Here is a 21112-nt window from a genome sequence, read left to right as displayed (position 1 = left end):
CTCAGCCGAACGACGACCGTTCCAGCCAGAAGTCCAGCAGGCCCCTGTCCCCCAGCACTTCCAGCCCTCCCTCGTCCGGCTTCTGCCGGCGGTTGAACGCCAGCATCAGCTCGGTCAGCGGGCCGCGCAGAGCGACCGTCGCCTTCTCGTGGGCCCGACGCCAGGTGAAACCCTTCTCGCTGAACTCGATCAGCCATTCCGCGCCCGGCACATCTGTGGCGTGCAGGTGCAAGGAGCGGCCCGCGCCGCGCAGTTCGGCCGCCTCGGGGTCTCCCTCCGCCTGGGCGAAGGCGACGATCTGCAGCCACTCGTCGATCGTGTCGGAAGCCAGGTCGGGTGCCACCTCGTACACGGTCCTCGTCGTAAGGGCGGCGTCCGCACGGTGGACAGTGGTCTCGTGCGCCATGCGGCGGGCCCAGAAGGCCGTCCGCTGTTCCCACGCCCAGGTCCAGACCGCCGTGTCCGGACCGGCCTCGCGCAGGGCGGCCACGGTCGCGGCGGCGCCTTCGGCCAGCCAGGTGTCCAGCGCGCCGGGGTCGTCGCCGGGCCCTTCGGCGCCCGGTACCTGCTCGTCGGGGATCTCTTCGGTGGCCCGGTTGCGGACGAGCTCGCCGGCCCAGCGGTGGGCGCCCCCGACGTGGACGACGAGATCGCGCAGACTCCAGGCGGGGCACGTCGGGACTCTCGCGGTCAGGTCCGCGCCCTTGACCGCCGCTCTCAACCCGTCTGTCTGGAACAGGATTTCGTCGCAGTAGCGGTCGTGCGCAAGGTAGGTCATCCTCGCACCCTAGTGCGGCGAACACGGCCTCTCACCTGGATTATTCGCCCAGTTGGGAGGTGGACGGGACCTTGTCCGCCACCTCGGCGCCCGCGCTCTTTCCCGCGTCCTTGATGCTGTTGATGACGCTCTCGAACGCCCCGACGTCCCCCGCACCCGCCTCGCCCTTGGCGAACTTGGTGGCCATCCCCTTGAGCGATTCGATTCCGGCGGTCAGCGGTGCCACGGCCTTCGCCAGGAGCGGGTCGCCCTTGGCGTTGTCCGCCGCCGCCTTGAGCCGGTTGTACGCGAACGCGCCCGCGAGGCCCGCCTTGACCACCGCGACGGTCCGCCCGTCGGCGCCCTTCTTGAACTTGCCCGCGCGGTAGGGCTTCACGATCCACTGGTACGCGGCTCCGGCCGCCAGCCCCGCGTTGGCCACGAACCGGGCCTTGGCGAACTTCTGGGCCTCGGCCGAGGTCGTGGGGCTCGCCGTCGCCGAGCTGCTCGCGCCGGTGTCGCCGTCGCCGCAGGCGGTGCCGCCCACGAGCACGGCGCAGGACAGCAGCAATGCCACGAGCAGCCGGCGGAGCGGTACGGAACGGGGCACGGCGGGCCTCCCTGACCGGGCGTCTCACGGTGAGTGACGCGGCTCGGCACTCGCCGCCAGGCTCGCCCGTGCGGGAGCCGCCCGCCACTCGGCGCACGCCGTACGGGTTTCACTTACCGTAAAGCGGCAACCCGGAGAGCATGTCTCCCAGAACAGGCACAGGAAGCAGTACCGCCGCACGCGTCATCGCTGTCGTCGCGGACATCATGGCATTCATCATCATTCTGTGGATCCTGATGTACCTGCTCGACGCCAACCGGGCCAACGACCTGGTGGAGTTCGTCCAGGACTCGGCCCGCTGGCTGGCCGGCTGGTCGTACGACCTGTTCACCTTCGACGAAGCGTGGGCGCGGGTCGTCACGGGGTACGGTCTGGCCGCAGTCGTCTACCTCTTCATCGGGCACGCCGTGGCGGGCCGGATCCGCCGCTACTAGAGGCAGCAGTCGGGTTCCAGGCCCATCGGCAGCCGTTCGCCGCTGAAGACCGCGGTGGTCGCCTCGTCCCCACCGAGCGCGGCCACCGCCAGCAGGAGCGAACCCGCGGTCCACGTGGTGAGCTCCTCGGGCCAGAAGGCCCGCTCGCCCTCGAAGACGTATCCCGTCCAGTACATGCCGCCCTCGGCGCGCAGATGCTGGACGGACTGCAGGATCTCCAGCGCCCGGTCGGACTCTCCCGTCACCCAGAGCGCCAGCGCCAGTTCACAGCTCTCGCCGCCTGTCACCCAGGGGTTGGGCAGCACACAGCGCACACCGAGGCCGGGCACGACGAAACGGTCCCAGCCCTCCTTGATCCGCGTGGTCGCGGCGAGCCCGGTGAGCGCGCCGCCGAGGACCGGGTAGTACCAGTCCATCGAGTAGCGGCTCTTGTCCAGGAAACGCTCGGGGTGGCTGCGGATCGCGTGGCCGAGCGCTCCGGCCGCCAGCTCCCAGTCGGGCTGCGGCTCCTCGCGCTGTTCGGCGAGGGCCAACGCACAGCGCAGCGCCTGGTGGATGGAGGAGGAGCCGGTCAGCAGGGCGTCGGTGACGGGGGTGCCGTCGGGCTCGCGCTTCCAGCCGATCTGGCCGCCGGGCTGCTGCAGTTGCAGCACGAACTCGATGGCGGCGTAGACCGTCGGCCACATCCTGTCGGCGAACGCGTCGTCGCCGGTGGCGAGGTAGTGGTGCCAGACGCCGACGGCCACGTAGGCGCAGAAGTTGGTCTCGCGGCCGAGGTCGGTGGGCTGCTCGGGGTCGCCGTCGTGGTAGGCGGCGTACCAGGAGCCGTCCTCGTTCTGGTGACGGGCCAGCCACGCGTAGGCGCGTGCCGCGGCCTCGTGCTCGCCGGACGCGTCGAGGGCCATGGCGGCCTCGGTGTGGTCCCACGGGTCGAGGTGGTGGCCGCGGAACCAGGGCAGGGCCCCGTCCTCGCGCTGCACGGCGCGCAGCGCGGCCACGGTCTCGGCGGCCTGCTCGGCGGTGAGGACCCCGGGCAGGACGAGGTGTTCGGTCCGCTCGGGTGTGCTCACGCCTCGGCCTTCGGCAGGTGCGGCTTGGTCGCGTACGCCACGAAACTCTTGCCGACGACGGGGTTGAGCAGCTGCTCGGCGACCCGGGTGACCATCGGTTTCTTCATGATGTCCCAGACCAGCAGCTTGTGGTAGGCGCGCACCGGCAGCGCCTTGTCGTTGTCGACCCCGAAGGCGCACTTGAGCCACCAGTAGGGGCTGTGCAGCGCGTGCGCGTGATGGGTGCCGTAGGGCTTGAGCCCGGCCTCGCGGATCTTGCCGAGCAGCTCGTCGGCCTTGTAGATCCGGATGTGCCCGCCCTCGACCTCGTGGTACGCGTCGGAGAGCGTCCAGCAGACCTTCTCGGGGCCGTAGCGGGGCACGGTGATCGCGATCCGGCCGCCGGGCTTCAGTACGCGGACCATCTCGGCGAGCACGCCCTTGTCGTCGGGGATGTGCTCCATCACCTCGGAGATGATCACGACGTCGAAGGAGTCGTCGGGGAACGGCAGGTTGAGCGCGTCGCCCTCCATCGCGGTGGCGGTGGCACCCGCGGGGGCCTCACCGGCCTCCTTCATCGCGGCGAACCACTTCGCGACCTCGCGGATCTCCTCGGCGTTCTGGTCGAGAGCCACCACCTGGGCGCCGCGCCGGTAGCACTCGAAGGCGTGACGGCCGGCGCCGCAGCCCAGATCGAGCACCCGGTCGCCTGCGGCGAGCGGGAAGCGGGTGAAATCGACGGTCAGCACGGGGGCCTGCCTTCGAGGTCGGAGGTACGGGATCCGGGGGCCACGGGGAAGGTCACCTGCGGGCTCCCCGGGAGGCGATCGCCTGACGGTACAGCTCGGCGGTGCCGAGGGCCGCCCTGGCCCAGGTGAAGTTGGCAAGCACCCGTGCACGGCCGGCCGCACCCAGGCGGGCGCGCAGCGCCGCGTCGCCGAGCAGCCGGCCGAGCGCCGCTGCCAGGGCACCCGCGTCACCGGGAGGCACGGCGAGGCAGGTCTCCCCGTCGGGGCCCGCGACCTCGGGGATGGCGCCGCCGGTCGTGGCCACGAGCGGGGTGCCGGTGGCCATGGCCTCGGCGGCGGGGAGCGAGAAGCCCTCGTACAGGGACGGGACGCAGGAGACCTGGGCGCTGCGGACCAGGTCGACCAGTTCGGCGTCGCTGATGCCCTTGACGAACTGGACGGCGTCCTGAAGTCCGTACCGCTCGATGGCCTGGGCCACGGGCCCGTCCTCGGCCCGCTTGCCGACGACCACGAGGTGCGCCTGCGGGTTCTCGGTACGGAGCTTGGCGAGCGCCTCGACGAGGTGGACGAGGCCCTTGAGCGGGACGTCGGCGCTGGAGGTGGTGACGATCCGGCCGGGCACCTCGGCGACCGAGGGGTCGGGCGACCACAGGTCGGTGTCGGCGCCGATGTGCACGACCCGGACGCGGTCCCGGCGTACCCCGAGGTGCTCGACGATCTCCTGCTGGGAGGAGCCGGAGACGGTGAGAACGGACGGCAGCCGGCGGGCGACGCGCTTCTGCATGCGCGTGAAGGAGTACCAGCGGCGTACGGAGAGCCGGCGGAGGCCTGATTCCGCGGCGTCCAGGTCCAGTTGCCGGTCGACGGTGATGGGGTGGTGGATCGTCGTGACGAGGGGGGCGCCGAGGTCCCCGAGCAGGCCGTAGCCGAGCGTCTGGTTGTCGTGCACGACGTCGAAGTCGCCGCGGCGGGCCAGGAGATGGCGTCGGGCACGCAGGCTGAAGGTGAGGGGCTCGGGGAAGCCGCCGGTCCACATGGTGGCGACCTCGGCGAGGTCGATCCAGTCGCGGTACTCGCCGCGTCCCGGGGTGCGGAACGGGTCGGGCTGCCGGTACAGGTCGAGGCTGGGCAGCTCGGTGAGCGGGACGCCCTCGTCGAGCACGGGGTAGGGCTGTGCGCCGATCACTTCGACGCTGTGGCCGAGCCTGGCCAGTTCGCGGCCGAGGTGGCGCACATACACGCCCTGGCCGCCGCAGAAGGGGTTGCCCTTATAGGTCAGGAGGGCGATACGCAACGGACGGTCACCGTGGGTGTCCGACGCACCGCTGCCCGTGAAGGGGCCTGTCTCTATGGCCTCAGCGGTCACACTCGGCCCCCTTCTCACTGCGTTTTCGCCGGAGCGTAACCGGTCGCGCTAATCTAGAACAAGTTTCAGACTTGTTCGTTCAACAAGCACCGAATCTACCGGCAGGTAGCGTCGGTGTGACGGCCCGATCAGGTGATTCGCGCCACGGCGGGTGCCCTGGCATGCTGTGCGCCCCCGGAAACCGGTGACCGCCGGACAGGGAACCGGTTCTCTTCTCCCCGGACCGATCAGCATTGCAGGTCAGCGGTACGGGCAGCGGTGCCGGTCCACCGCGCGGACCGGCGGCGCGAACCGGCGGTACGGACCCCCGGTGCGGACGGAAGCCTTGGATGGGGACAGATGACAGCGGAACCCAGGCCGGCAGCACCTCCCCTGACGGAACGCCAGGAGGCACGCCGCCGCCGCATTCTGCACGCAGGCGCCCAGCTCGCCGGCCGGGGCGGTTTCGAGGCCGTGCAGATGCGCGAGGTGGCGGACGCCGCCGGGGTCGCCCTGGGCACGCTCTACCGCTACTTCCCCTCCAAGATCCATCTCCTGGTCGCCGTCATGCACAACCAGCTCCAGCATCTGCACCTCACGCTCCGTAAGCGGCCGCCCGCCGGGGACGACGCCGCCCAGCGGGTCGCCGAGACCCTGATGAGGGCCTTCCGGGCGCTCCAGCGCGAGCCGAATCTGGCGGATGCGATGGTGCGGGCCCTGACGTTCGCCGACCGCAGTGTGAGCCCCGAGGTGGATGCCGTCTCGCGCCTGACGACGGCGATCGTCGTGGATGCGATGGGACTGGAGAACCCCACGCAGGAGCAGCTGTCCGTGGTCCGCGTCATCGAACACACCTGGCACTCGGCACTGATCACCTGGCTGTCGGGGCGGGCGTCGATCGCGCAGGTGAAGGGGGACATCGAGACGGTGTGCAGGCTGATCGACCTGCCGGGTGCACAAGCCGGCACCGCCGCGCCCTGAACGACACGGCCTGGGGCTCCATGTACGGCACCCACACGGTGCCCCCGTCAGGTGAGGTGCCCTGCACCATATCGACGGCGCCACGGTGTTCGTACGGTTCGGCCGACATCACCCGAACCATGCCGAGGAGCCGGTCCCCATGCGTCGCAGAGCCGTAGGCACCGTCCAGCACAGAATCCTGACCGCGGCCACGCTGGCGGCCGCCGGCCTGCTCCTGGCGGGGTGCACGGCCGCGGGGAAGGCGGGCAGCGGCTCCGCCTCGGGTGAGGACAAGGACGAGGCCGTCAAGGTGGGCCTGGTCTACTCCCGTACCGGACTGCTCGCCGCGTACGGGAAGCAGTACCGCGACGGGTTCATGGCGGGCCTCGACTACGCCACGCAGGGCACCGGCAAGGTCGAAGGCCACCGCATCGAGGTCACCGAGCAGGACGACGCGGGCGACCCGGGCAAAGCCGTATCGGCCGCGAAGAACCTGATCGGCAAGGGCTACAAGGTGCTGGCCGGCACCACCGACTCCGGCGTCGCCCTCCAGATGGCCCCGCTGGCCGCACAGAACAAGGTGCTGTACGTGAGCGGCCCGGCCGCCACGGACGCCGTGACCGGGATCAACGACTACACCTTCCGCTCGGGCCGGCAGTCCTACCAGGACATCCTCACCGCGGGCACGATGCTCGGCGACGCCGCGGGCAAGAAGGTCACCGTCCTGGCGCAGGACTCCACCTTCGGCCAGGCGAACGTCGCCGCGGTCAAGGCGGTGCTCGGCGCGAAGGGCGCGACAGTGGGCTCCGTCCTGGCTCCGCCCAGTGCCACCGATCTGACCCCGTTCGCCCGGCAGGTCAAGGCGGGGGGCCCCGATCTGGTCTTCGTCGCCTGGGCCGGAGCGACCGCCCCCGCCCTGTGGACGGCCCTCGACCAGCAGGGGGTGCTGACCGCGAGCAAGGTCGTCACCGGACTCGCGGGCACCGCCTCGTACCCGGTCTTCGGAGCCGCGGGGGCCAAGGTCTCCTTCCTCGCGCACTACTTCCCCGGCGCGGGCGGCGGGAACGCCGTGGAGAAGGCCATGCTCGACGGCGTCACGAAGGCGGGCGGCACCCCCGACCTGTTCACCCCGGACGGTTTCACCGCGGCGCAGATGATCGTGCGGGCCGTCAAGGAGGGCAGCGCCACCGACACCGCCGCCATGGTGGAGGCCCTGGAGGGCTGGACGTTCGACGGCGTGAAGGGCAAGGAGCAGATCCGCGCCGAGGACCATGCGCTGGTTCAGCCGATGTTCGTGGCCAGGCTGAACGGGAAGGGCGCCGCCGCCGAACCCGAGCTGCTGAGCACGCAGCCGAAGGACGCGGTCGCACCGCCCGCGAAGCCCTCGGCGGGCTGAGCAATGACGGCACCCGGCGCCATCACCGCGCACGACGAGGGGACGCGTACGCGTGTCCCCGTGCTTCAACTGGACGGACTGGGCTGGCGCATCGGCGGGGCAACCATCCTCGATGACATCACGCTGAGCGTCCGCGAAGGCGAGTTCCTTGCCTTCATCGGCCCCAACGGAGCAGGAAAGACATCCCTGTTCAACCTGATCAGCGGGCTGAACCCGCCGACCGGGGGCACCCTCGCACTCGACGGTGCGGACATCACGGGGCTGCCCGTGCACACCCGCGCCCGGCGCGGGATCGGCCGGACGTTCCAGACCTCCAGCCTCTGGCCGCAGATGACGGTGGCCGAGCACATCAGGCTGGCCGCGCAGGCCCGCCACGGTGGCTCGTACCGGCTGTGGCGGCGTGCTTCCCCGTACACCGCCGAGGTAACCGGCGTACTGGAGCGCACCGGTCTCGGCCACCGCGCCCGGGCGACGGCCGCGGAGCTGTCCCACGGCGAGAAACGCAAGCTGGAGCTGGCGGTACTGCTGGTGGGTGAGCCCCGGCTGATGCTGCTCGACGAGCCGATGGCCGGGGTCAGCGCGGAGGAGGTCCCCGCCCTGACCGACCTGATTCGCACCCTGCACCGGGACGAGGGCCGCACCGTCCTCATGGTCGAGCACCACATGGACGTCCTGCTGGGTCTCGCCGACCGGCTCGCCGTGATGCACCACGGCCGGCTGCTGGCGCTGGACACTCCGCAGGCCGTGACCGCCGACCCGGTCGTCCAGCAGGCCTATCTCGGGGAGGGGCTGTGACGTCCGACCCGAAGGTGCTGCTCGCCGTGCGGGACCTGCGCGTCCTCATCGGAGGCCGGCACATCCTGCACGGCGTGGACCTGGACGTGGCACGCCACGGGGTGACCGCGCTGCTCGGCCGCAACGGAGCCGGGAAGACAACGACCGTGCGCGGCATCCTCGGTCTCGTCCCGCGCGCCGGAAGCGTGCGGCTCGACGGCGAGGAGACCGTGGCGCTGCCCACCCACACCCTGGTCCGGCGGGGCATCGGGTACGCCCCCGAGGACCGCGGAATCTTCGCCGGACTGACCGTGGCGGAGAATCTGCGGCTGGCCGAGCGCCGCGGGGCGGGCGAGCCCGCCTATCCCCTGGTCCATGAGCTATTCCCCGAACTGAAGCTCCGCGAGCGGCAGTTGGCGGGGACGCTGTCCGGCGGCCAGCAGCAGATGGTGGCCATCGGCCGCACCCTGCTCAACGGCAACCGGCTGATCATCGCCGACGAGCCCACCAAGGGGCTGGCGCCGAAGGTGGTCACCGAGGTGGCCGGGGTGCTGGAACGGGCGGCGGAGGCGGTGCCCGTACTGCTCGTGGAGCAGAACCTCGCCGTCGTACGGCGCCTCGCCGAGCACTGCGTGGTGCTCGCCGACGGCCGGACGGCCCACCGGGGCACGGCGGACGGGCTGCTCGGCGACTCCGAGGCGACCCGCCAGCTGCTCGGCGTGGGACAGGGCCCCCTCACCACCCACCCCGCGGAGGCGGATTCCTGATGTCCACCATCGTGCTGCTCACCATGACCGGTCTCGGTCTGGGGGCGCTCTACTTCCTCATCGCGTCCGGGCTCTCGCTGATCTTCGGTCTGATGGACGTGCTCAACTTCGCCCACGGCGCGCTCCTTTCCATCGGCGCGTACGGCACCTGGTGGGCGGCCTCCGGGAATCTGCCCGGCGCGGGCGCCGGCGGCTGGGGCTTCGTCCTCGCCGTGCTGTTCGGTACGGCGGTGGGCACCCTCGCAGCCGTGCTGCTCGAACTGGCCGTCGTCCGCCCCCTCTACACCCGGCCTCGCGAGCAGGTTCTCGCCACGGTCGGCGTGGGGCTCGCCGTCCCTGCCCTGCTGTCGGGCATCTGGGGTTCGGACGCCCTGACCTTCCCCGGCCCGCAGGCGCTGTCCGGCACCTTCGGGCTGCTGGGCGCCGACGTTCCGGTCAACCGGCTGGTCCTGATCGCGGCGGCGGCCGTCGTCCTTGTGGCGCTGCGCGTCTTCCTCGGCCGGACCCGGCACGGCCTCGTCGTGCGGGCCGGGGTGGAGGACCGGGCGATGGTGACCGCGCTCGGCATCGACGTCCGCAGGGCGTTCACGCTCGTCTTCGCGATCGGCGGCTCGGCCGCCGCGCTCGGCGGGGCGCTCGGCGGGCTGTACTTCGGCTCGGTCGACCCCCGTCAGGGCACCTCGCTGCTGATCTTCGCGTTCGTCGTGGTGGTCACCGGGGGCATGGGGTCGGTGACCGGTGCCGCAGTGGCTGCCGTCGTCATCGGCCTGGTCCAGCAGTTCGCCAACTACTACACCGCAGCGGGCCTCGGCGACCTGGCCGTCGTCGTCCTGCTCGCCGCGCTGCTGCTCGTCCGGCCGCGCGGACTGACCGGGAGGCTCGCGTGAGTACCGCCACCCAGACACCTGACCGTACGGACGGCGGCCCGGCGGCCACCGCGCCCCCGGAACCCGGGAGGTCCACCCGGCTGCTGCGCCGGTGGCCCGCCGCCGTACTGGTGCTCCTGATCGTCGCGCCGTTCAGCGCACTTCCCCTCCCGGGCCTGCTGGACGGACCGGTCGGCAGCCCTGGAAGCCTCCAGCTCCTCGCCACCTGCCTGCTGTTCGGCGCCCTGGCCACGGGCTACGACCTGCTGCTGGGCCGCACGGGCCTGCTCTCCTTCGGGCACGCGCTGTACTTCGCGGCGGGCAGCTACGCCACCAACATGTTCCTGCTCGAGGCAGGCCTGCCGTTCGCCGCCGCCGCCGTGCTGGGGCTGTGCTTCGGAATCGCGCTCGCCCTGGTGCTGGGGTCGGTGAGCCTGCGGGTCACCGGCATCGGCTTCTCCATGGTGACGCTCGCCTTCGCGCAGGCCGGCTCGATCCTGGTCTCCCGGAACCCCGGCGGTTCCACCGGCGGCGAGGAGGGCCGGGCGGCCCCGGCGGAGCTGCTGCCGTCCTCACTGGTCGGCATCGACAACACCGCGAACCTCTACTGGATCGCTCTCGCCTACCTCGTCCTCACCCTCGGCGTCGTCCACTGGGCGGTCCGCTCACCCACCGGACGGGTCTGGGAAGGCATCAAGGAGAACGAACGCCGGGTGGAGGTCCTGGGCCTGAAGCCGTACGGGTTCAAGCTGACGGCCTTCGTGCTGGCCGGGGCACTTGCCGCGGTCGGCGGCCTCGTCCATCTCCTGCTCACCGGCGGCTCCACCCCGCAGACGACCACCTCCGACTTCACGCTCTCGCTGCTGGTGATGGTGGTCCTGGGCGGATCCGGCACCCGCTGGGGGCCGATGGTCGGCGGCATCCTCTACACCTGGGCGGACCACCGGCTCGGCGACCTCGCCGGATCGGGAGCGGTCGCCGAACTGCCCGCCGTGCTGCGGGTGCCGCTCTCCCAGCCGCTGTTCCTGCTCGGGGTTCTGTTCGTGGCAGTGGTACACCTGCTGCCCGGAGGTCTGGCCCGCCTGCCGTCCCGTCTGCGCCGACCCCGCAAGGAGAACTCATGAACCCGTACGAGGAAATCCGCGTCCCTGCGGCCGGGGGTGAGCTGGCCGTACTGCGCTGGCCCTCCGCCGATCCCGGTGCGCCGGTGGTCCTGGCCCTGCACGGCATCACGGGCAACGCGCTCTCCTGGGGCCCGGTGGCCCGGCAGCTGGCCGGCCGGGCCACGCTGATCGCACCGGACCTGCGCGGCCGCGCCGCCAGCGCCGCGCTGCCCGGCCCGTACGGCATCGCGGCGCACGCCGACGACGCGGCCGCGCTGGCCGACGCGCTCCGCCTGGACCGGGTGGTGCTGACCGGACATTCGATGGGCGCGTTCGTGGCGGCGCTGGCCGCGGTGCGGCATCCGGAGCGCTTCGGCCCGCTCCTGCTGGTCGACGGCGGATTCGGCTTCCCCGCCCCCACCCATCTGTCCGCCGACGAACTGCTGACGGCGGTGATCGGCCCTGCGATGGACCGGCTGTCCATGACCTTCACCGACCGCGCCGCATACCGGGCGTTCTGGCAGGCGCACCCCGCGTTCGCGGGCGGGGCGTGGTCTGCCGAGGTGGACGCGTACATCCAGCGCGACCTGACGGGTGACGAACCCGCCATGCACTCGAGCTGCCGTATCGACGCGATCCGCACGGACGGGATCGGCATCTTCGAGGAGGAGGTGCTGTCGGCAGTAAGGAAGCTGACGCAACCGTCGACGCTGCTGTGGGCGGAGCGGGGCCTGATGAACGAGGAACAGGGCCTGTACGACGAGTCCAGGCTGGCAGCGGCGGGCCTGGCGGAGACGAAGGTCCGGGCGGTGCGACTCCCGGACGTCAACCACTACACAGTGCTCACGGGCGACGCGGGATGTCGTGAGATCGCCGAACACCTGCTGAGGGCGGCACACACGGACCCGGCGGCCTGAAAGCCGCGCAGGACCGGCCGGTTGACCGGGCGACCGGCCAAGTCCCCGCACAGTCAGGTGCGTCGCGGCGCAGCGGGTGTACGTGCGGCCGTCGGCTTCCGGGTTCGCCGACACGCCCACCATGGGTTGATCGGCGTGAAGTGGGGTGCAAAGGGAGGATCGTGACATTCGGTCACACTTCATCCAATCCCTCGGGGGCACCATGCACTCTGACATCGGCACCGCACAGGCCACATATCCGACACCTTCCGGCCCCGATGTGCGAGTGGAGGAACGGACCCTCGAATTCGAGGGTTTCGCGTACCACTGCCGCGTCGTCCACCAGGACTCTCCTCAGGCCGAACCGCTGCTGCTGCTGGGCGGTTCATCGCAGAACCGTCACGCATGGCTGCGGCACGAGAGGTGGCTGGCCGAGCACTGCACGACCGTCACTGTGGACCTGCCGGGCTACGGCGAGGCGGACTTCCTTCCCGTCGGCCACGGCCTGGACTTTCTCGCCGCCAACGTCCGGCACATGCTGACGGAGTTGGCCATGCCCCAAGTCAACCTGGTCGGCAGCTGCTTCGGCGGGGCCATCGCCCTGCGCTTCGCCCAGCAGTACCCCGGCCATGTGGCCAAGCTCGGCCTGGTCGGGATGACCAAGGTCATCCCGGACGACTATGCCGACGCGGTACCGCGCTGGACGCGGATGCTGGAGTGCGGCGACCTCGCCGGGATCGCCACCGAACTGGTCGAGCGCTTCATGTCACCGGCCGGCACCGGCGTCGTCCGCAAGCACCGGGTCGTCTCCCGGCTGCTCTTTCAGCAGTTCATGGCGCAGTCGGATGACGAGATCAGGATGTCGGTCGAGCACAACGCGCGCCTGATGAGCCACGACTGGTACCGGAACGAGCCGGTGCCCGCCGTGCCCTCCCTGGTTTTCACCGGCGAGTACGACACGCTCTGCACGCCTGCCATGGGGCGTGAGGTCGCCGCTTCGCTGCCCGCGGCGGCTTTCACCACCATCAAGGAGGCCGACCATCTGTCCCCGGTGGAAAGGATGGAGGAGTTCTCCGACCTGATCATCAGGTTCTGCACCCGTCGGCCGCTCACCGGACTGCCGTACTGCAACCCGGTCGAGATGCTGGGCACCGCCGTGCCGCGGCCGGTCATCCCGGCGCCGGGTGAGGCTGCGTCGGCGAGCCTGTGAGGCGACCGGATCACACACGAATGGCCGGACCCGTGTCGATCGGGTCCGGCCATTCGTCCGTCCGTGGCTCACCTGCCGGGAACCGGCTTGTCCTGGGGCGGCTGCCCAGGGCCCTGCCGTCCGGACTCAGCGCCCGGAGCTGGGAGCCACGAAGTTGTTGAGCGCGGGTGCCGTGTTGGAGCACTCCACGACGGTGCCGACCTGCGTCGTCCCGGGCTCCTGCGCGCCGGACGCGGGCTGATTCACGTCCTCGCGCGGAGCCGACGTGCATTCATGCGTCTGGTGAACCTGGTACTTGCCGTCCTCGCTGGTGTACGTGGCCTCACTCTTGCAGGTGACGTTGGCCTGCGCGTCACGGGTGCAACCGTCCTCGGGCCCTCCGGCGTGCGCCTGGGTAACACCCACGCCGGCCACGGCGAAGCCGCTCAGGAGCAACGAGGCGAGGGCGATCTTCTTCCGACTGAGCATGTGCTGCGTTCCTTCACGATTGGAAAAAAACGGGCCCGGTTGCCGGGCGCGTGGCTCGGAAACCGGGACCCGTTCTCAGGTGCTTACTCGACTACCGGCGCTCAGAAAGCGCTGTTGGCGCACGTCACGGTCGAGCCCTGCTTGGTGAGCTGGGCACCCGGGTCACCCTCGCCGCCGAGCGCGTTGCCGGCCAGGCCGTTGAGGATGCCGACATTGCCGAGGACGTCGACGTTCAGGTCGTGCGAGGAACAGGCGTTGGCCTGCTCCACACCGATGCTCGGGCCGCCGCCGGCGTGTGCCGTGCCGGCGCCGATGAAGCCGACGCTGCCGAGCATGGCAACCACGACGGCAGCCTTCTGAAGCTTGCGCATTTGTTCTCCGTTTGGGTTCGCTACAACACGGTCCGTGATGAACCGTGCGCTTACAGTTACGAGACTAGGGGAGATCATCCAGCCTCGCTCGACGGCGCGCCGAAAGCGGAGAGTGACAGCCGCCATTCGGCCGAGCGCACTGATCATTCGCGCGCCGGGCGAGGCGTGCCGGTGTCCCACCGGAGGCGGCGGGAGGGCGGACGAGGACTCCGCGCACAACAAAGACGGCGGGCCGCCCCCAAGGGGCGGCCCGCCGCTGTGCCGCGTTCTAGGCGGTCAGCCGCCGAAGGCGCTGTTGGTGCAGCTAACGCTCGAGCCCTGCTTGGTGACCTGGGCGCCGGGGTCGCCCTCGCCGCCGAGCAGGTTGCCCAGCACGCCGTTGGCGACGCCGACGTTGCCGAGGATGTCGATGTTCAGGTCGTGCGACTTGCACTCGTTGGCCTGCGACACCTCGATGTCCGAGCCGTGGTCGCCGGCGAACGCGGTGCCTGCGCCGAGGAAGCCGACACTACCGAGCATGGCAACCACGACGGCAGCCTTCTGAAGCTTGCGCATTTCTTCTCCGTTTGTTCAGTACAACAACACGGTCCGTGGTGGTCCGTGCGCTTACAGTGACGAGATTAGTGGGGAAATGTCCAGCCGCACTCAACGGCGCGCCGGGGGTGGAGGACAGCCGGCGTCGGTTCGACCTGGGGTGGAGTCTGCGACGCCTTGCGCGGCGGGGTCCCTCGGGTCATACGTGAGGGGTGGGCGGCCGCACGGAATCACTCGTTCGGCCGCCCACCCCTCACGGGAGCGGGGTTTCCGCGATGTGTGGAATCAGTCCTTGATGAAGGCGTTGTTCACCTGGGTGCAGGTGTCGCCCTGGGTCTTGGCGTCGGAGAGCAGGGCGATCGGAATGTTGGCCTCGACCACCGTCTGGGGGCTGCACTCCTGGGACGGGCGGAAGACGTTGTTCTGCGTGTAGTTCGCGCCCTGCGGCGCGGCCTGCGGGAGGACCTGCGGAAGCGACGCGACCGGCGCCACCTGGGGCGAGATCTGCGGTGCTACCTGCGGGGCGACCTGAGTGCTCTCCGGAGCGGCCTGCGGAGCCTGCACCGGCGCGGCCTGCGGAGCCGCCTGCGGGGCCTGCACCGGAGCGGCCAGCGGGGCCTGCACCGGAGCCGCCTGCGGGGCCTGCACCGGAGCCGCCTGCGGGGCCTGCACCGGAGCCGCCTGCGGGGCCTGCACCGGGGCCGCCTGCGGGGCCTGCTCCGGGTAGGCCTGCTGCTGCGGAGCCTGCTCCGGGGCCTGCTCCGGGTAGGCCTGCTGCTGCGGAGCCTGCTCCGGGGCCTGCTCCGGGGCCTGCTCGGGCGCCTGCTCCGGGTAGGCCTGCTGCTGCGGAGCCTGCTCCGGGGCCTGCTCCGGGTAGGCCTGCTGCTGCGGAGCCTGCTCCGGGGCCTGCTCGGGCGCCTGCTCCGGGTAGGCCTGCTGCTGCGGAGCCTGCTGCTGGGCCTGCTGCGGAGCCTGCTCCGGGTAGGCCTGCTGCTGCGGAGCCTGCTCCGACTGCGTGGCGGTCTGGCCCTCGTAGGCGGGAGGGGGACCGTCGGCGAAGCCTACGCCGGCACCGATGCCGGACAGACTGCCGATGGCGAGGGTGACGACTGCCATCTTCTGAAGCTTGCGCATGAAACTTTGGCCCTTCAGGTATATACACGGGGCTTCGAGCACCCGCAGTGAGTGCGCAAACGCTAACAGTAGCGACCAAGAGTTTTTATCCGCTTTGCTCCGTGTCGGACCCTGTCAGCAGCGCATTCCGGTGGCCTCTTCGCGCAGGCTTCCACCGTGCGGCCTGCAGTGTGGCCGTCCCTCTCCCGGCCCCGCCGTCGGCACGAGCCGGTCAACCTGGCGCCACCGAGAACCCACGCGTGGCCCAACGTCCAGGCACGGGATTGACATGACTACCGTTCTCGGTCCCCCGACAGCAGGTGCAGCCGCAGCGCCAGCTGAAGCTCCAGCGCCCGGTCGGGCTCGTTCCAGTCCCGCCCCAGCAGCACCTGGATGCGATCCAGCCGCTGCACCACCGTATTGACGTGCACGTGGAGTTCGTCCTTGGCCCGGATGAGGCTGCCCCCGGCCCCGAAGTACGCGCTCAGGGTGCGTACAAGATGCGTGCCGCGCCGCGCGTCGTACCGGAGCAGCGGGCCCAGCACGGTGGAGACGAACCCGTCGACGTCCTGCGCATTGCCCAGCACCACGCCGAGGAAGCCGAGTTCGTCGACGCAGGCACCTTCTCCGGACCGGCCCAGGACCCGCATCGCGCGCAGGCAGCGGGCCGCTTCCGCGTACGCGGCGGCGAGCTCGCCCGGCCCGCGCGCCGGTCCCGCGGCGGCAACGGTGACGGGCCCCTGGACCAGGTGGCCGAGCTGGGAAGCCGCTGCCCGGGCCGCGCCGCCCGCGACAGCAGTGGTCCCACCGCGTTCGCACTCGATCAGGAGCACCACTGTTCCGGCGTGTTCGGCGCTCACCCCGTGGATGTCCCCGCCGAACAGATAGCGCATGGCAGCGCCGCCCAGCTTCTCCCGCGCGTGCGCGTCGGCCTCCGCCACCAGCAGCAGATGCGGTCGGTCCAGGTCGATGCCGAGGCGCCGGCCGCGTTCGGCCAGTCCGGCCGGATCACGTCCCGCGTCGCCCAGCAGATCGCTGATCAGCTCGCCCCGTATCCGGTTCTCGGTCTCGGCGACCGTGCGACGCAGGAGCAGGAGCAGACCGGTGACGACAGCGGCACGTTCGAAGAGCCGCCGGTCGGAGTCGTCGAGGCGGTCCGGCCGGTGCAGCACCAGACTGGCCAGGAGTTCCTGGCCGGCGAGCACGGCACAGATCCACCGACCGCCGCGGTGCACCGCGCGCCCTCCGTGCCGGGACTCCTCGGCGGTCCCGGCGAGCCAGCCCGCGTCCATGCTGTCCACGGCGAACACCCCGCCGTGCGGCGATACGGCCGCCAGTGGCCGCCCGACCGGATCGTGAATGGTCAGGGGGCTGTCCAGCAGCCCCGCCACGGACGCGGCGACATCCTTGACGTCGCCGCCGCGCAGCACCAGGTCGGTGAGCCGGTCGTGGGCCTCCTCGGCACGTTGCATCGCGGCAGAGTGGGCGCGTACGGCGGCGTTGGCCTCGGCGAGTTCCGCGTTCGCCCCGGCGAGTTCGGCGAGGGCCGATCTGGTGTCGTCCAGCGCCCGGGCCGTGTCGATGGCGATCGCGGCGTGGGCGGCCAGCGAGCACAGCAGGGCCACCTCCTCGGGGCCGAAGACGCGGGGGGCGCGGTCGGCCGCGAAGAGGACACCGATGACCTTTCCCGTACCGCCCCGGCTGGAGCCGAGCAGCAGGGGCACGCCCAGGATCGCGACGAGCCCCTCGTCCAGCACACCGGCGTTGATGTTGTGGGTGTGGTGGAAGCGGTCGTCGGTGCGGTAGTCGGGGGTGGCGTACGGGCTCGCCGTCTGCGCCACGAGTCCGCCGAGCCCTTCGCCCAGTTCGAGGCGCAGCCGCTGGAAGAGCACGGACACCGATCCGTCGGTGACCCGCATGTAGGTGTCCCCCGCCTCCTCGTCGGGGAGCGTGAGGTAGGCGGTGTCGGTGCCCAGCAGCATCCTGGCCCGCCGCACGATGGCCTTCAGCACATCGCCCAGGTCCCGTGAGGCCGCCAGGTCGCCCGCGGTGTCGAAGAGGGCGGTGAGCTGGAGTTCCCTGCGCCGGTGCTGGCGCAGGACCCCCCTGATCCGCAGGGCGGTGGCGGCTGCCCGCTCCACCTCGGCCAGTTCGGCGGCGGACACCCCGGCGGCCCGGGCCTCGGAGGTGACGACGCCGAGTTCCTCGGCGGGGGCGTCGTCGGCCAGCAGGTCGAGGAGGCGCGCCAGGAGAGGCGCGGCGGAGGGGGACGGTTCAGACATGGGCGGCCATCGTTCTTCGGTGGGGGGCGGAAGGTCAGTTGGCGGTCCAGCCGCCGTCCATCGCGAGGGAGGTTCCGGTGATGTGTCCCGTAGCGGGACCGCACAGCCACAGGACGGCGCCGGCGACGTCACCGGGTTCGATCAGCCGCTTGATGGCGCTGCGCTCCAGCATCACCCGGCCCACCACGTCCTGTTCCGAGATGCCGTGGCTGCGGGCCTGGTCGGCGATCTGGTTCTCGACCAGGGGAGTGCGAACGTAGCCGGGGCTGACGCAGTTGCTCGTCACCCCGTGCTCCGCCGCTTCGAGTGCGACCACCTTGCTGAGTCCCTCCAGTGCGTGCTTGGCCGAGACGTAGGCCGATTTGTAGGGGCTGGCGCGCAGCCCGTGTACGGACGAGATGTTGACCACGCGCCCCCAGCCGCGTTCGTACATGCCGGGGAGCGTACGGCGCAAGATGCGGAACGGTGCTTCCACCATCACCCGGTGGATCAGTGTGAAGCGGTCCGGCGGGAAGTCATGCACCGGTGCCACATGCTGCAGCCCCGCGTTGTTGACCACGATGTCCGAGCCGTCGGGCAGCGCGTCCACCGCCTCGGCCACGGAGAGGTCGGCCACCCAGGCCGTCCCGCCGATCCGCTCGGCCAGTTCCTTGACGGCGTCGGCGGCCTTGTCCACCACGTGCACATGGGCGCCCGCGGCGGCGAGTGCCTGCGCACAGGCCAGTCCGATGCCGCTCGCCGCACCGGTGACCAGCGCGGTGCGCCCGGCCAGGGACCGGTCTGCGGGGGGCGTGGGGGGTTCTTGATCAGGGGTCCGGGAAGTCTGCATGGGCGTCACCGTAAGGAGGTCACCGCCCGCATCACACGGGGTCGGTGCACACACCCTTCGGCGACGGCATGGTGGCGGCGTACATGGTGCCGGGGTGGGCGGCGGCCGCGCGGATCCGGGGCCGGCAGCCGGATGCAGAAGACCGGGAACCGGACGCAAGAGGAGTGCCGCACACAGCACGGCGCCGCGGATGGCCCCCTGCCACATGGGCGGAGCCCGCTCCGGCTCATAGGTTCCCGCAGCAGTCCGCACGTCCGACCAGGGAGGCCCCACCGTGCGCCCACCGATCCTCCGACGCCTGTTCCGCCGCGTCGCCTCCACCGCAGTCCTCGGTCTGCTCGCCGCGACCCTCGGTACGGCCGTGACCGCCCCGCCGGCCGCGGCCGCCGCCGGTCTGACGCAGGTCACCGGCTTCGGTACGAACCCCGGCAATCTGCAGATGTTCGCGTACACCCCGGACAACCTGGCGGCCGGAGCGCCGCTGGTCGTCGCCCTGCACGGCTGCACCCAGACGGCCAACGCCTACTACACCAACTCGGGCTGGCCGAAGTTCGCCGACGCCTGGGGCTTCGACGTCGTCTTCCCGCAGACGACGTCGGCGAACAACTCGCTGTCCTGCTTCGGCTGGTTCGACCAGGCGGAGAGCACCCGGGGCCGGGGCGAGGCCGCGTCCATCGTGCAGATGGTCGAGTACGCGAAGCAGACGTACGGCTCCGACGGCCGCCGGGTGTACGTCACCGGGCTCTCCGCGGGCGGCGGCATGACGGCCGATCTGCTCGCCGCGTACCCGGATGTGTTCGCGGGCGGGTCCGTGGCCTCCGGGCTGCCCGCGCAGTGCGCCACCAGCCAGGCCGCCGCGTCCGGCTGCCAGACCGGGCCGCAGAAGCTGACGCCCGCCCAGTGGGGCGACAAGGTCCGCAACTCCTACCCCGGCCACACCGGGCCGTGGCCCCGGGTCGCGATCTGGCAGGGCACCTCGGACTACACGGTCTACCCGGCCAACGCCACCGCGCTGCGCGACCAGTGGACCGATGTCTGGGGCATCGGCCAGACCCCGTCCAGCACCCGGAGCCTGCCCGGCAACACCACGCAGACCACCTACGACGACGCCTCCGGCCGGCCGGCCGTGGAGATGTTCTCCGTGTCCGGCATGGGGCACGGTCTGCCGGTGAGCCCGGGCTCGGGCGCCGATCAGTGCGGGTCGACGGCCGCGTACTTCCTGAACACCATCTGCTCCACGTACTACACGGGTGTGTTCTGGGGTCTGGACCAGGGCACCCCGGGCGGTGGGGACGGGCTGCCGGCCCCCGCCGGGCTGAAGGTCACCGGGGTCACCGACAGCACCGCGTCGCTGTCGTGGAACGCGGTCGCGGGAGCGGCCTCGTACAAGGTGTTCCGCGACGGCACCGCGGTGGGCTCGCCCACCTCGCCGTCCTTCACCGACACCGGGCTGTCCGCCGGGGTCTCCTACCGCTACACCGTGGCGGCGGCCGACTCCTCGGGCACCGCCGGAGCCGTCACGTCCGCGGTGACCGCGACCACCTCCGGCGGCCAGGCCCCCGCCCGGTGCTTCACCGCGACGAACTACGCGCATGTGGCGGCGGGGCGCGCGTACACCTCGGGCGGTTACGTGTACGCGAACGGCTCCGCGCAGAACATGGGGCTGTACAACGTGTTCGTCACCCACACGCTCAGGGAGTCACCGGCCGGCCACTTCGTGATCGCGGACTCCGGTTGTCAGGCCGGGTCCTCGTAGTCGCCCCGGATCGCCTCGGGCAGCTCACAGCCGTCCTCGACGGCTGTGAGCGACACGACCTGCTCCGTGCCGAAGCCCTCCATCGCGTAGTGCCGGGCGTACACCTTCCAGCCCCGCTTGGCGAGGGTCCGGAAGGTGACGTCCTGCTCGGCGTGGCTGGAGACGATCTCCCAGTCCTGGGTGCGGAGCGCCTTGACGGCGGCTTCGAAGGCCTGGGCCGCGTCCGCCGCCGGCGCGTCCCCCATCCAGGGCGCCACGCATTCCTGCCAGGCCCCCTCGGGCATGCCGTCCGTGGAGGTGTCGCCCGGCGGGAGCCCCGCCGCGTCGGCGAAGGCCGCTATCTCGTCGGCCACCGTCTGTTTGGTGAACGGTGCGACGGGCACGGGCGACGGCTTCGGTGCGCTGTCGCTCCGGCCGACAAGACCGCAGCCCGCGGCCATGGTCATGAATGTGCTCACCGCGGCCGTCACGGCCACAGTTCTTCTTGTACGCACAGGTGCTTCCCGCCCCGGTCGTTCCTCCCCACGGGCGGGTGCCCGTGCGATCCCCGCCGGAGTTTCGCATGCGCTCTGACCTGCTGGGAAGGCCTTTCCTCCGTCGTCCTGCGGCAGGTCCACCGGCGCGGAGCCGTCCGCCCGGAGAGGGCACGGAGGCGCCCCGGTAGAGTGAGCGGGTCGTCATCATGCCCGTACGGGGGGAAGCCGGTGCGAATCCGGCGCTGGCCCGCAGCCGTCATCCGCCCGCAGGGGTGGTGAGCCGGAATGCCCCGTCCGTGAGCGTGACCGGCTCGTGCCACCGGAACCCCGGTGGCCGGCACCGTCGAGGTATACGGGGCCCGAGCCC

General features: G+C 71.3%; 22 protein-coding genes and 1 riboswitch. Of the genes, 10 read left to right on the top strand and 12 right to left on the bottom strand.

Annotation, left to right across the window (positions count from 1 at the left end):
* Position 1: 1 nt before the first annotated feature.
* Together ACFWBQ_RS15490 and ACFWBQ_RS15485 are read right to left on the bottom strand one after the other, a co-directional pair.
* Positions 2–778 (bottom strand): maleylpyruvate isomerase family mycothiol-dependent enzyme, encoded by a 777-nt coding sequence (locus ACFWBQ_RS15490; RefSeq protein ID WP_385488180.1) that lies wholly within the window; start codon positions 776–778, stop codon positions 2–4.
* A gap of 40 nt (positions 779–818) precedes the next feature.
* Positions 819–1367 carry a hypothetical protein gene (locus ACFWBQ_RS15485; protein WP_385488177.1) on the bottom strand — a complete coding sequence of 183 codons (549 nt, stop codon included), beginning with the start codon at positions 1365–1367 and terminating at the stop codon, positions 819–821.
* A gap of 140 nt (positions 1368–1507) precedes the next feature.
* On the opposite strand from ACFWBQ_RS15485, the gene ACFWBQ_RS15480 reads away from it, so the two are divergent.
* Complete coding sequence (locus tag ACFWBQ_RS15480; RefSeq protein WP_385488174.1) at positions 1508–1801, top strand: hypothetical protein; 294 nt, start codon at positions 1508–1510, stop codon at positions 1799–1801.
* Here the strand turns inward: ACFWBQ_RS15480 and ACFWBQ_RS15475 are convergent.
* Genes ACFWBQ_RS15475 through ACFWBQ_RS15465 form a run of 3 tightly spaced genes read right to left on the bottom strand, consistent with a single transcriptional unit; the run spans position 1798 to position 4965 of the window.
* A complete protein-coding gene (locus tag ACFWBQ_RS15475) occupies positions 1798–2871 on the bottom strand; it encodes a prenyltransferase (protein ID WP_385488171.1) in 1074 nt (357 codons plus the stop codon). The genes ACFWBQ_RS15480 and ACFWBQ_RS15475 overlap by 4 nt on opposite strands.
* Positions 2868–3599, bottom strand: a complete 732-nt coding sequence (locus ACFWBQ_RS15470; protein ID WP_385488168.1) for a class I SAM-dependent methyltransferase — start codon at positions 3597–3599, stop codon at positions 2868–2870. The genes ACFWBQ_RS15475 and ACFWBQ_RS15470 overlap by 4 nt, the downstream gene beginning before the upstream one ends.
* Positions 3600–3651: 52 nt before the next feature.
* A complete protein-coding gene (locus tag ACFWBQ_RS15465) occupies positions 3652–4965 on the bottom strand; it encodes a glycosyltransferase family 4 protein (RefSeq protein ID WP_385488165.1) in 1314 nt (437 codons plus the stop codon).
* Between the two features lie 339 nt (positions 4966–5304).
* Between ACFWBQ_RS15465 and ACFWBQ_RS15460 the strand changes: the two genes are divergently transcribed.
* The 8 genes from ACFWBQ_RS15460 (at position 5305) to ACFWBQ_RS15425 (ending at position 12916) form a co-directional block, all read left to right on the top strand.
* Positions 5305–5925, top strand: a complete 621-nt coding sequence (locus ACFWBQ_RS15460; RefSeq protein ID WP_385488162.1) for a TetR family transcriptional regulator — start codon at positions 5305–5307, stop codon at positions 5923–5925.
* 139 nt (positions 5926–6064) lie between these two features.
* Positions 6065–7300: a substrate-binding domain-containing protein gene (locus ACFWBQ_RS15455; protein ID WP_385488159.1), complete on the top strand. Its 1236-nt coding sequence runs from the start codon at positions 6065–6067 to the stop codon at positions 7298–7300.
* Positions 7301–7303: 3 nt separating this feature from the next.
* Positions 7304–8095: an ABC transporter ATP-binding protein gene (locus tag ACFWBQ_RS15450; protein ID WP_385488156.1), complete on the top strand. Its 792-nt coding sequence runs from the start codon at positions 7304–7306 to the stop codon at positions 8093–8095.
* A complete protein-coding gene (locus ACFWBQ_RS15445) occupies positions 8092–8841 on the top strand; it encodes an ABC transporter ATP-binding protein (RefSeq protein WP_385488153.1) in 750 nt (249 codons plus the stop codon). Before ACFWBQ_RS15450 ends, ACFWBQ_RS15445 begins: the two co-directional genes overlap by 4 nt.
* On the top strand, positions 8841–9728 hold the full coding sequence (locus tag ACFWBQ_RS15440) for a branched-chain amino acid ABC transporter permease (protein WP_385488150.1): 888 nt from the start codon (positions 8841–8843) through the stop codon (positions 9726–9728). Before ACFWBQ_RS15445 ends, ACFWBQ_RS15440 begins: the two co-directional genes overlap by 1 nt.
* Positions 9725–10831, top strand: coding sequence for a branched-chain amino acid ABC transporter permease (locus tag ACFWBQ_RS15435; RefSeq protein ID WP_385488147.1), 1107 nt, complete (start codon positions 9725–9727; stop codon positions 10829–10831). The genes ACFWBQ_RS15440 and ACFWBQ_RS15435 overlap by 4 nt, the downstream gene beginning before the upstream one ends.
* Positions 10828–11727, top strand: a complete 900-nt coding sequence (locus tag ACFWBQ_RS15430) for an alpha/beta fold hydrolase (RefSeq protein WP_385488144.1) — start codon at positions 10828–10830, stop codon at positions 11725–11727. The genes ACFWBQ_RS15435 and ACFWBQ_RS15430 overlap by 4 nt, the downstream gene beginning before the upstream one ends.
* Before the next feature lie 202 nt (positions 11728–11929).
* The gene (locus ACFWBQ_RS15425; protein WP_385488141.1) at positions 11930–12916 is read left to right on the top strand and encodes an alpha/beta fold hydrolase; all 987 of its coding nucleotides are present in this window, start codon (positions 11930–11932) and stop codon (positions 12914–12916) included.
* A 126-nt stretch (positions 12917–13042) separates the two neighbouring features.
* On the opposite strand, the gene ACFWBQ_RS15420 is transcribed toward ACFWBQ_RS15425, so the two are convergent.
* The 6 genes from ACFWBQ_RS15420 to ACFWBQ_RS15395 all read right to left on the bottom strand — a co-directional run bounded on the left by ACFWBQ_RS15420 (position 13043) and on the right by ACFWBQ_RS15395 (position 18513).
* A complete protein-coding gene (locus ACFWBQ_RS15420; RefSeq protein ID WP_385488138.1) occupies positions 13043–13384 on the bottom strand; it encodes a hypothetical protein in 342 nt (113 codons plus the stop codon).
* 101 nt (positions 13385–13485) lie between these two features.
* A complete protein-coding gene (locus ACFWBQ_RS15415) occupies positions 13486–13755 on the bottom strand; it encodes a hypothetical protein (RefSeq protein WP_385488135.1) in 270 nt (89 codons plus the stop codon).
* 276 nt (positions 13756–14031) lie between these two features.
* A complete protein-coding gene (locus ACFWBQ_RS15410) occupies positions 14032–14310 on the bottom strand; it encodes a hypothetical protein (protein ID WP_385488132.1) in 279 nt (92 codons plus the stop codon).
* A gap of 264 nt (positions 14311–14574) precedes the next feature.
* Positions 14575–15423: a hypothetical protein gene (locus tag ACFWBQ_RS15405; RefSeq protein WP_385488129.1), complete on the bottom strand. Its 849-nt coding sequence runs from the start codon at positions 15421–15423 to the stop codon at positions 14575–14577.
* 272 nt (positions 15424–15695) lie between these two features.
* A complete protein-coding gene (locus tag ACFWBQ_RS15400) occupies positions 15696–17684 on the bottom strand; it encodes a helix-turn-helix domain-containing protein (protein ID WP_385488126.1) in 1989 nt (662 codons plus the stop codon).
* 34 nt (positions 17685–17718) lie between these two features.
* A complete protein-coding gene (locus ACFWBQ_RS15395; RefSeq protein ID WP_385488123.1) occupies positions 17719–18513 on the bottom strand; it encodes a 3-hydroxybutyrate dehydrogenase in 795 nt (264 codons plus the stop codon).
* Positions 18514–18787: 274 nt separating this feature from the next.
* Here ACFWBQ_RS15395 and ACFWBQ_RS15390 point away from each other — a divergent pair, with 274 nt between their 5' ends.
* Positions 18788–20269, top strand: a complete 1482-nt coding sequence (locus ACFWBQ_RS15390; RefSeq protein ID WP_385488120.1) for a PHB depolymerase family esterase — start codon at positions 18788–18790, stop codon at positions 20267–20269.
* On the opposite strand, the gene ACFWBQ_RS15385 is transcribed toward ACFWBQ_RS15390, so the two are convergent.
* Positions 20251–20715, bottom strand: coding sequence for a hypothetical protein (locus ACFWBQ_RS15385; protein WP_385488117.1), 465 nt, complete (start codon positions 20713–20715; stop codon positions 20251–20253). The genes ACFWBQ_RS15390 and ACFWBQ_RS15385 overlap by 19 nt on opposite strands.
* A gap of 248 nt (positions 20716–20963) precedes the next feature.
* Positions 20964–21036, top strand: a riboswitch (cobalamin riboswitch).
* Positions 21037–21112 lie beyond the last annotated feature (76 nt).

This window comes from Streptomyces sp. NPDC060035, from assembly GCF_042736635.1.
Lineage (GTDB): Bacteria > Actinomycetota > Actinomycetes > Streptomycetales > Streptomycetaceae > Streptomyces.
The sequence above is the reverse complement of the archived record's forward strand: the minus strand, read 5'-3'. Positions and strand labels throughout refer to the sequence as shown.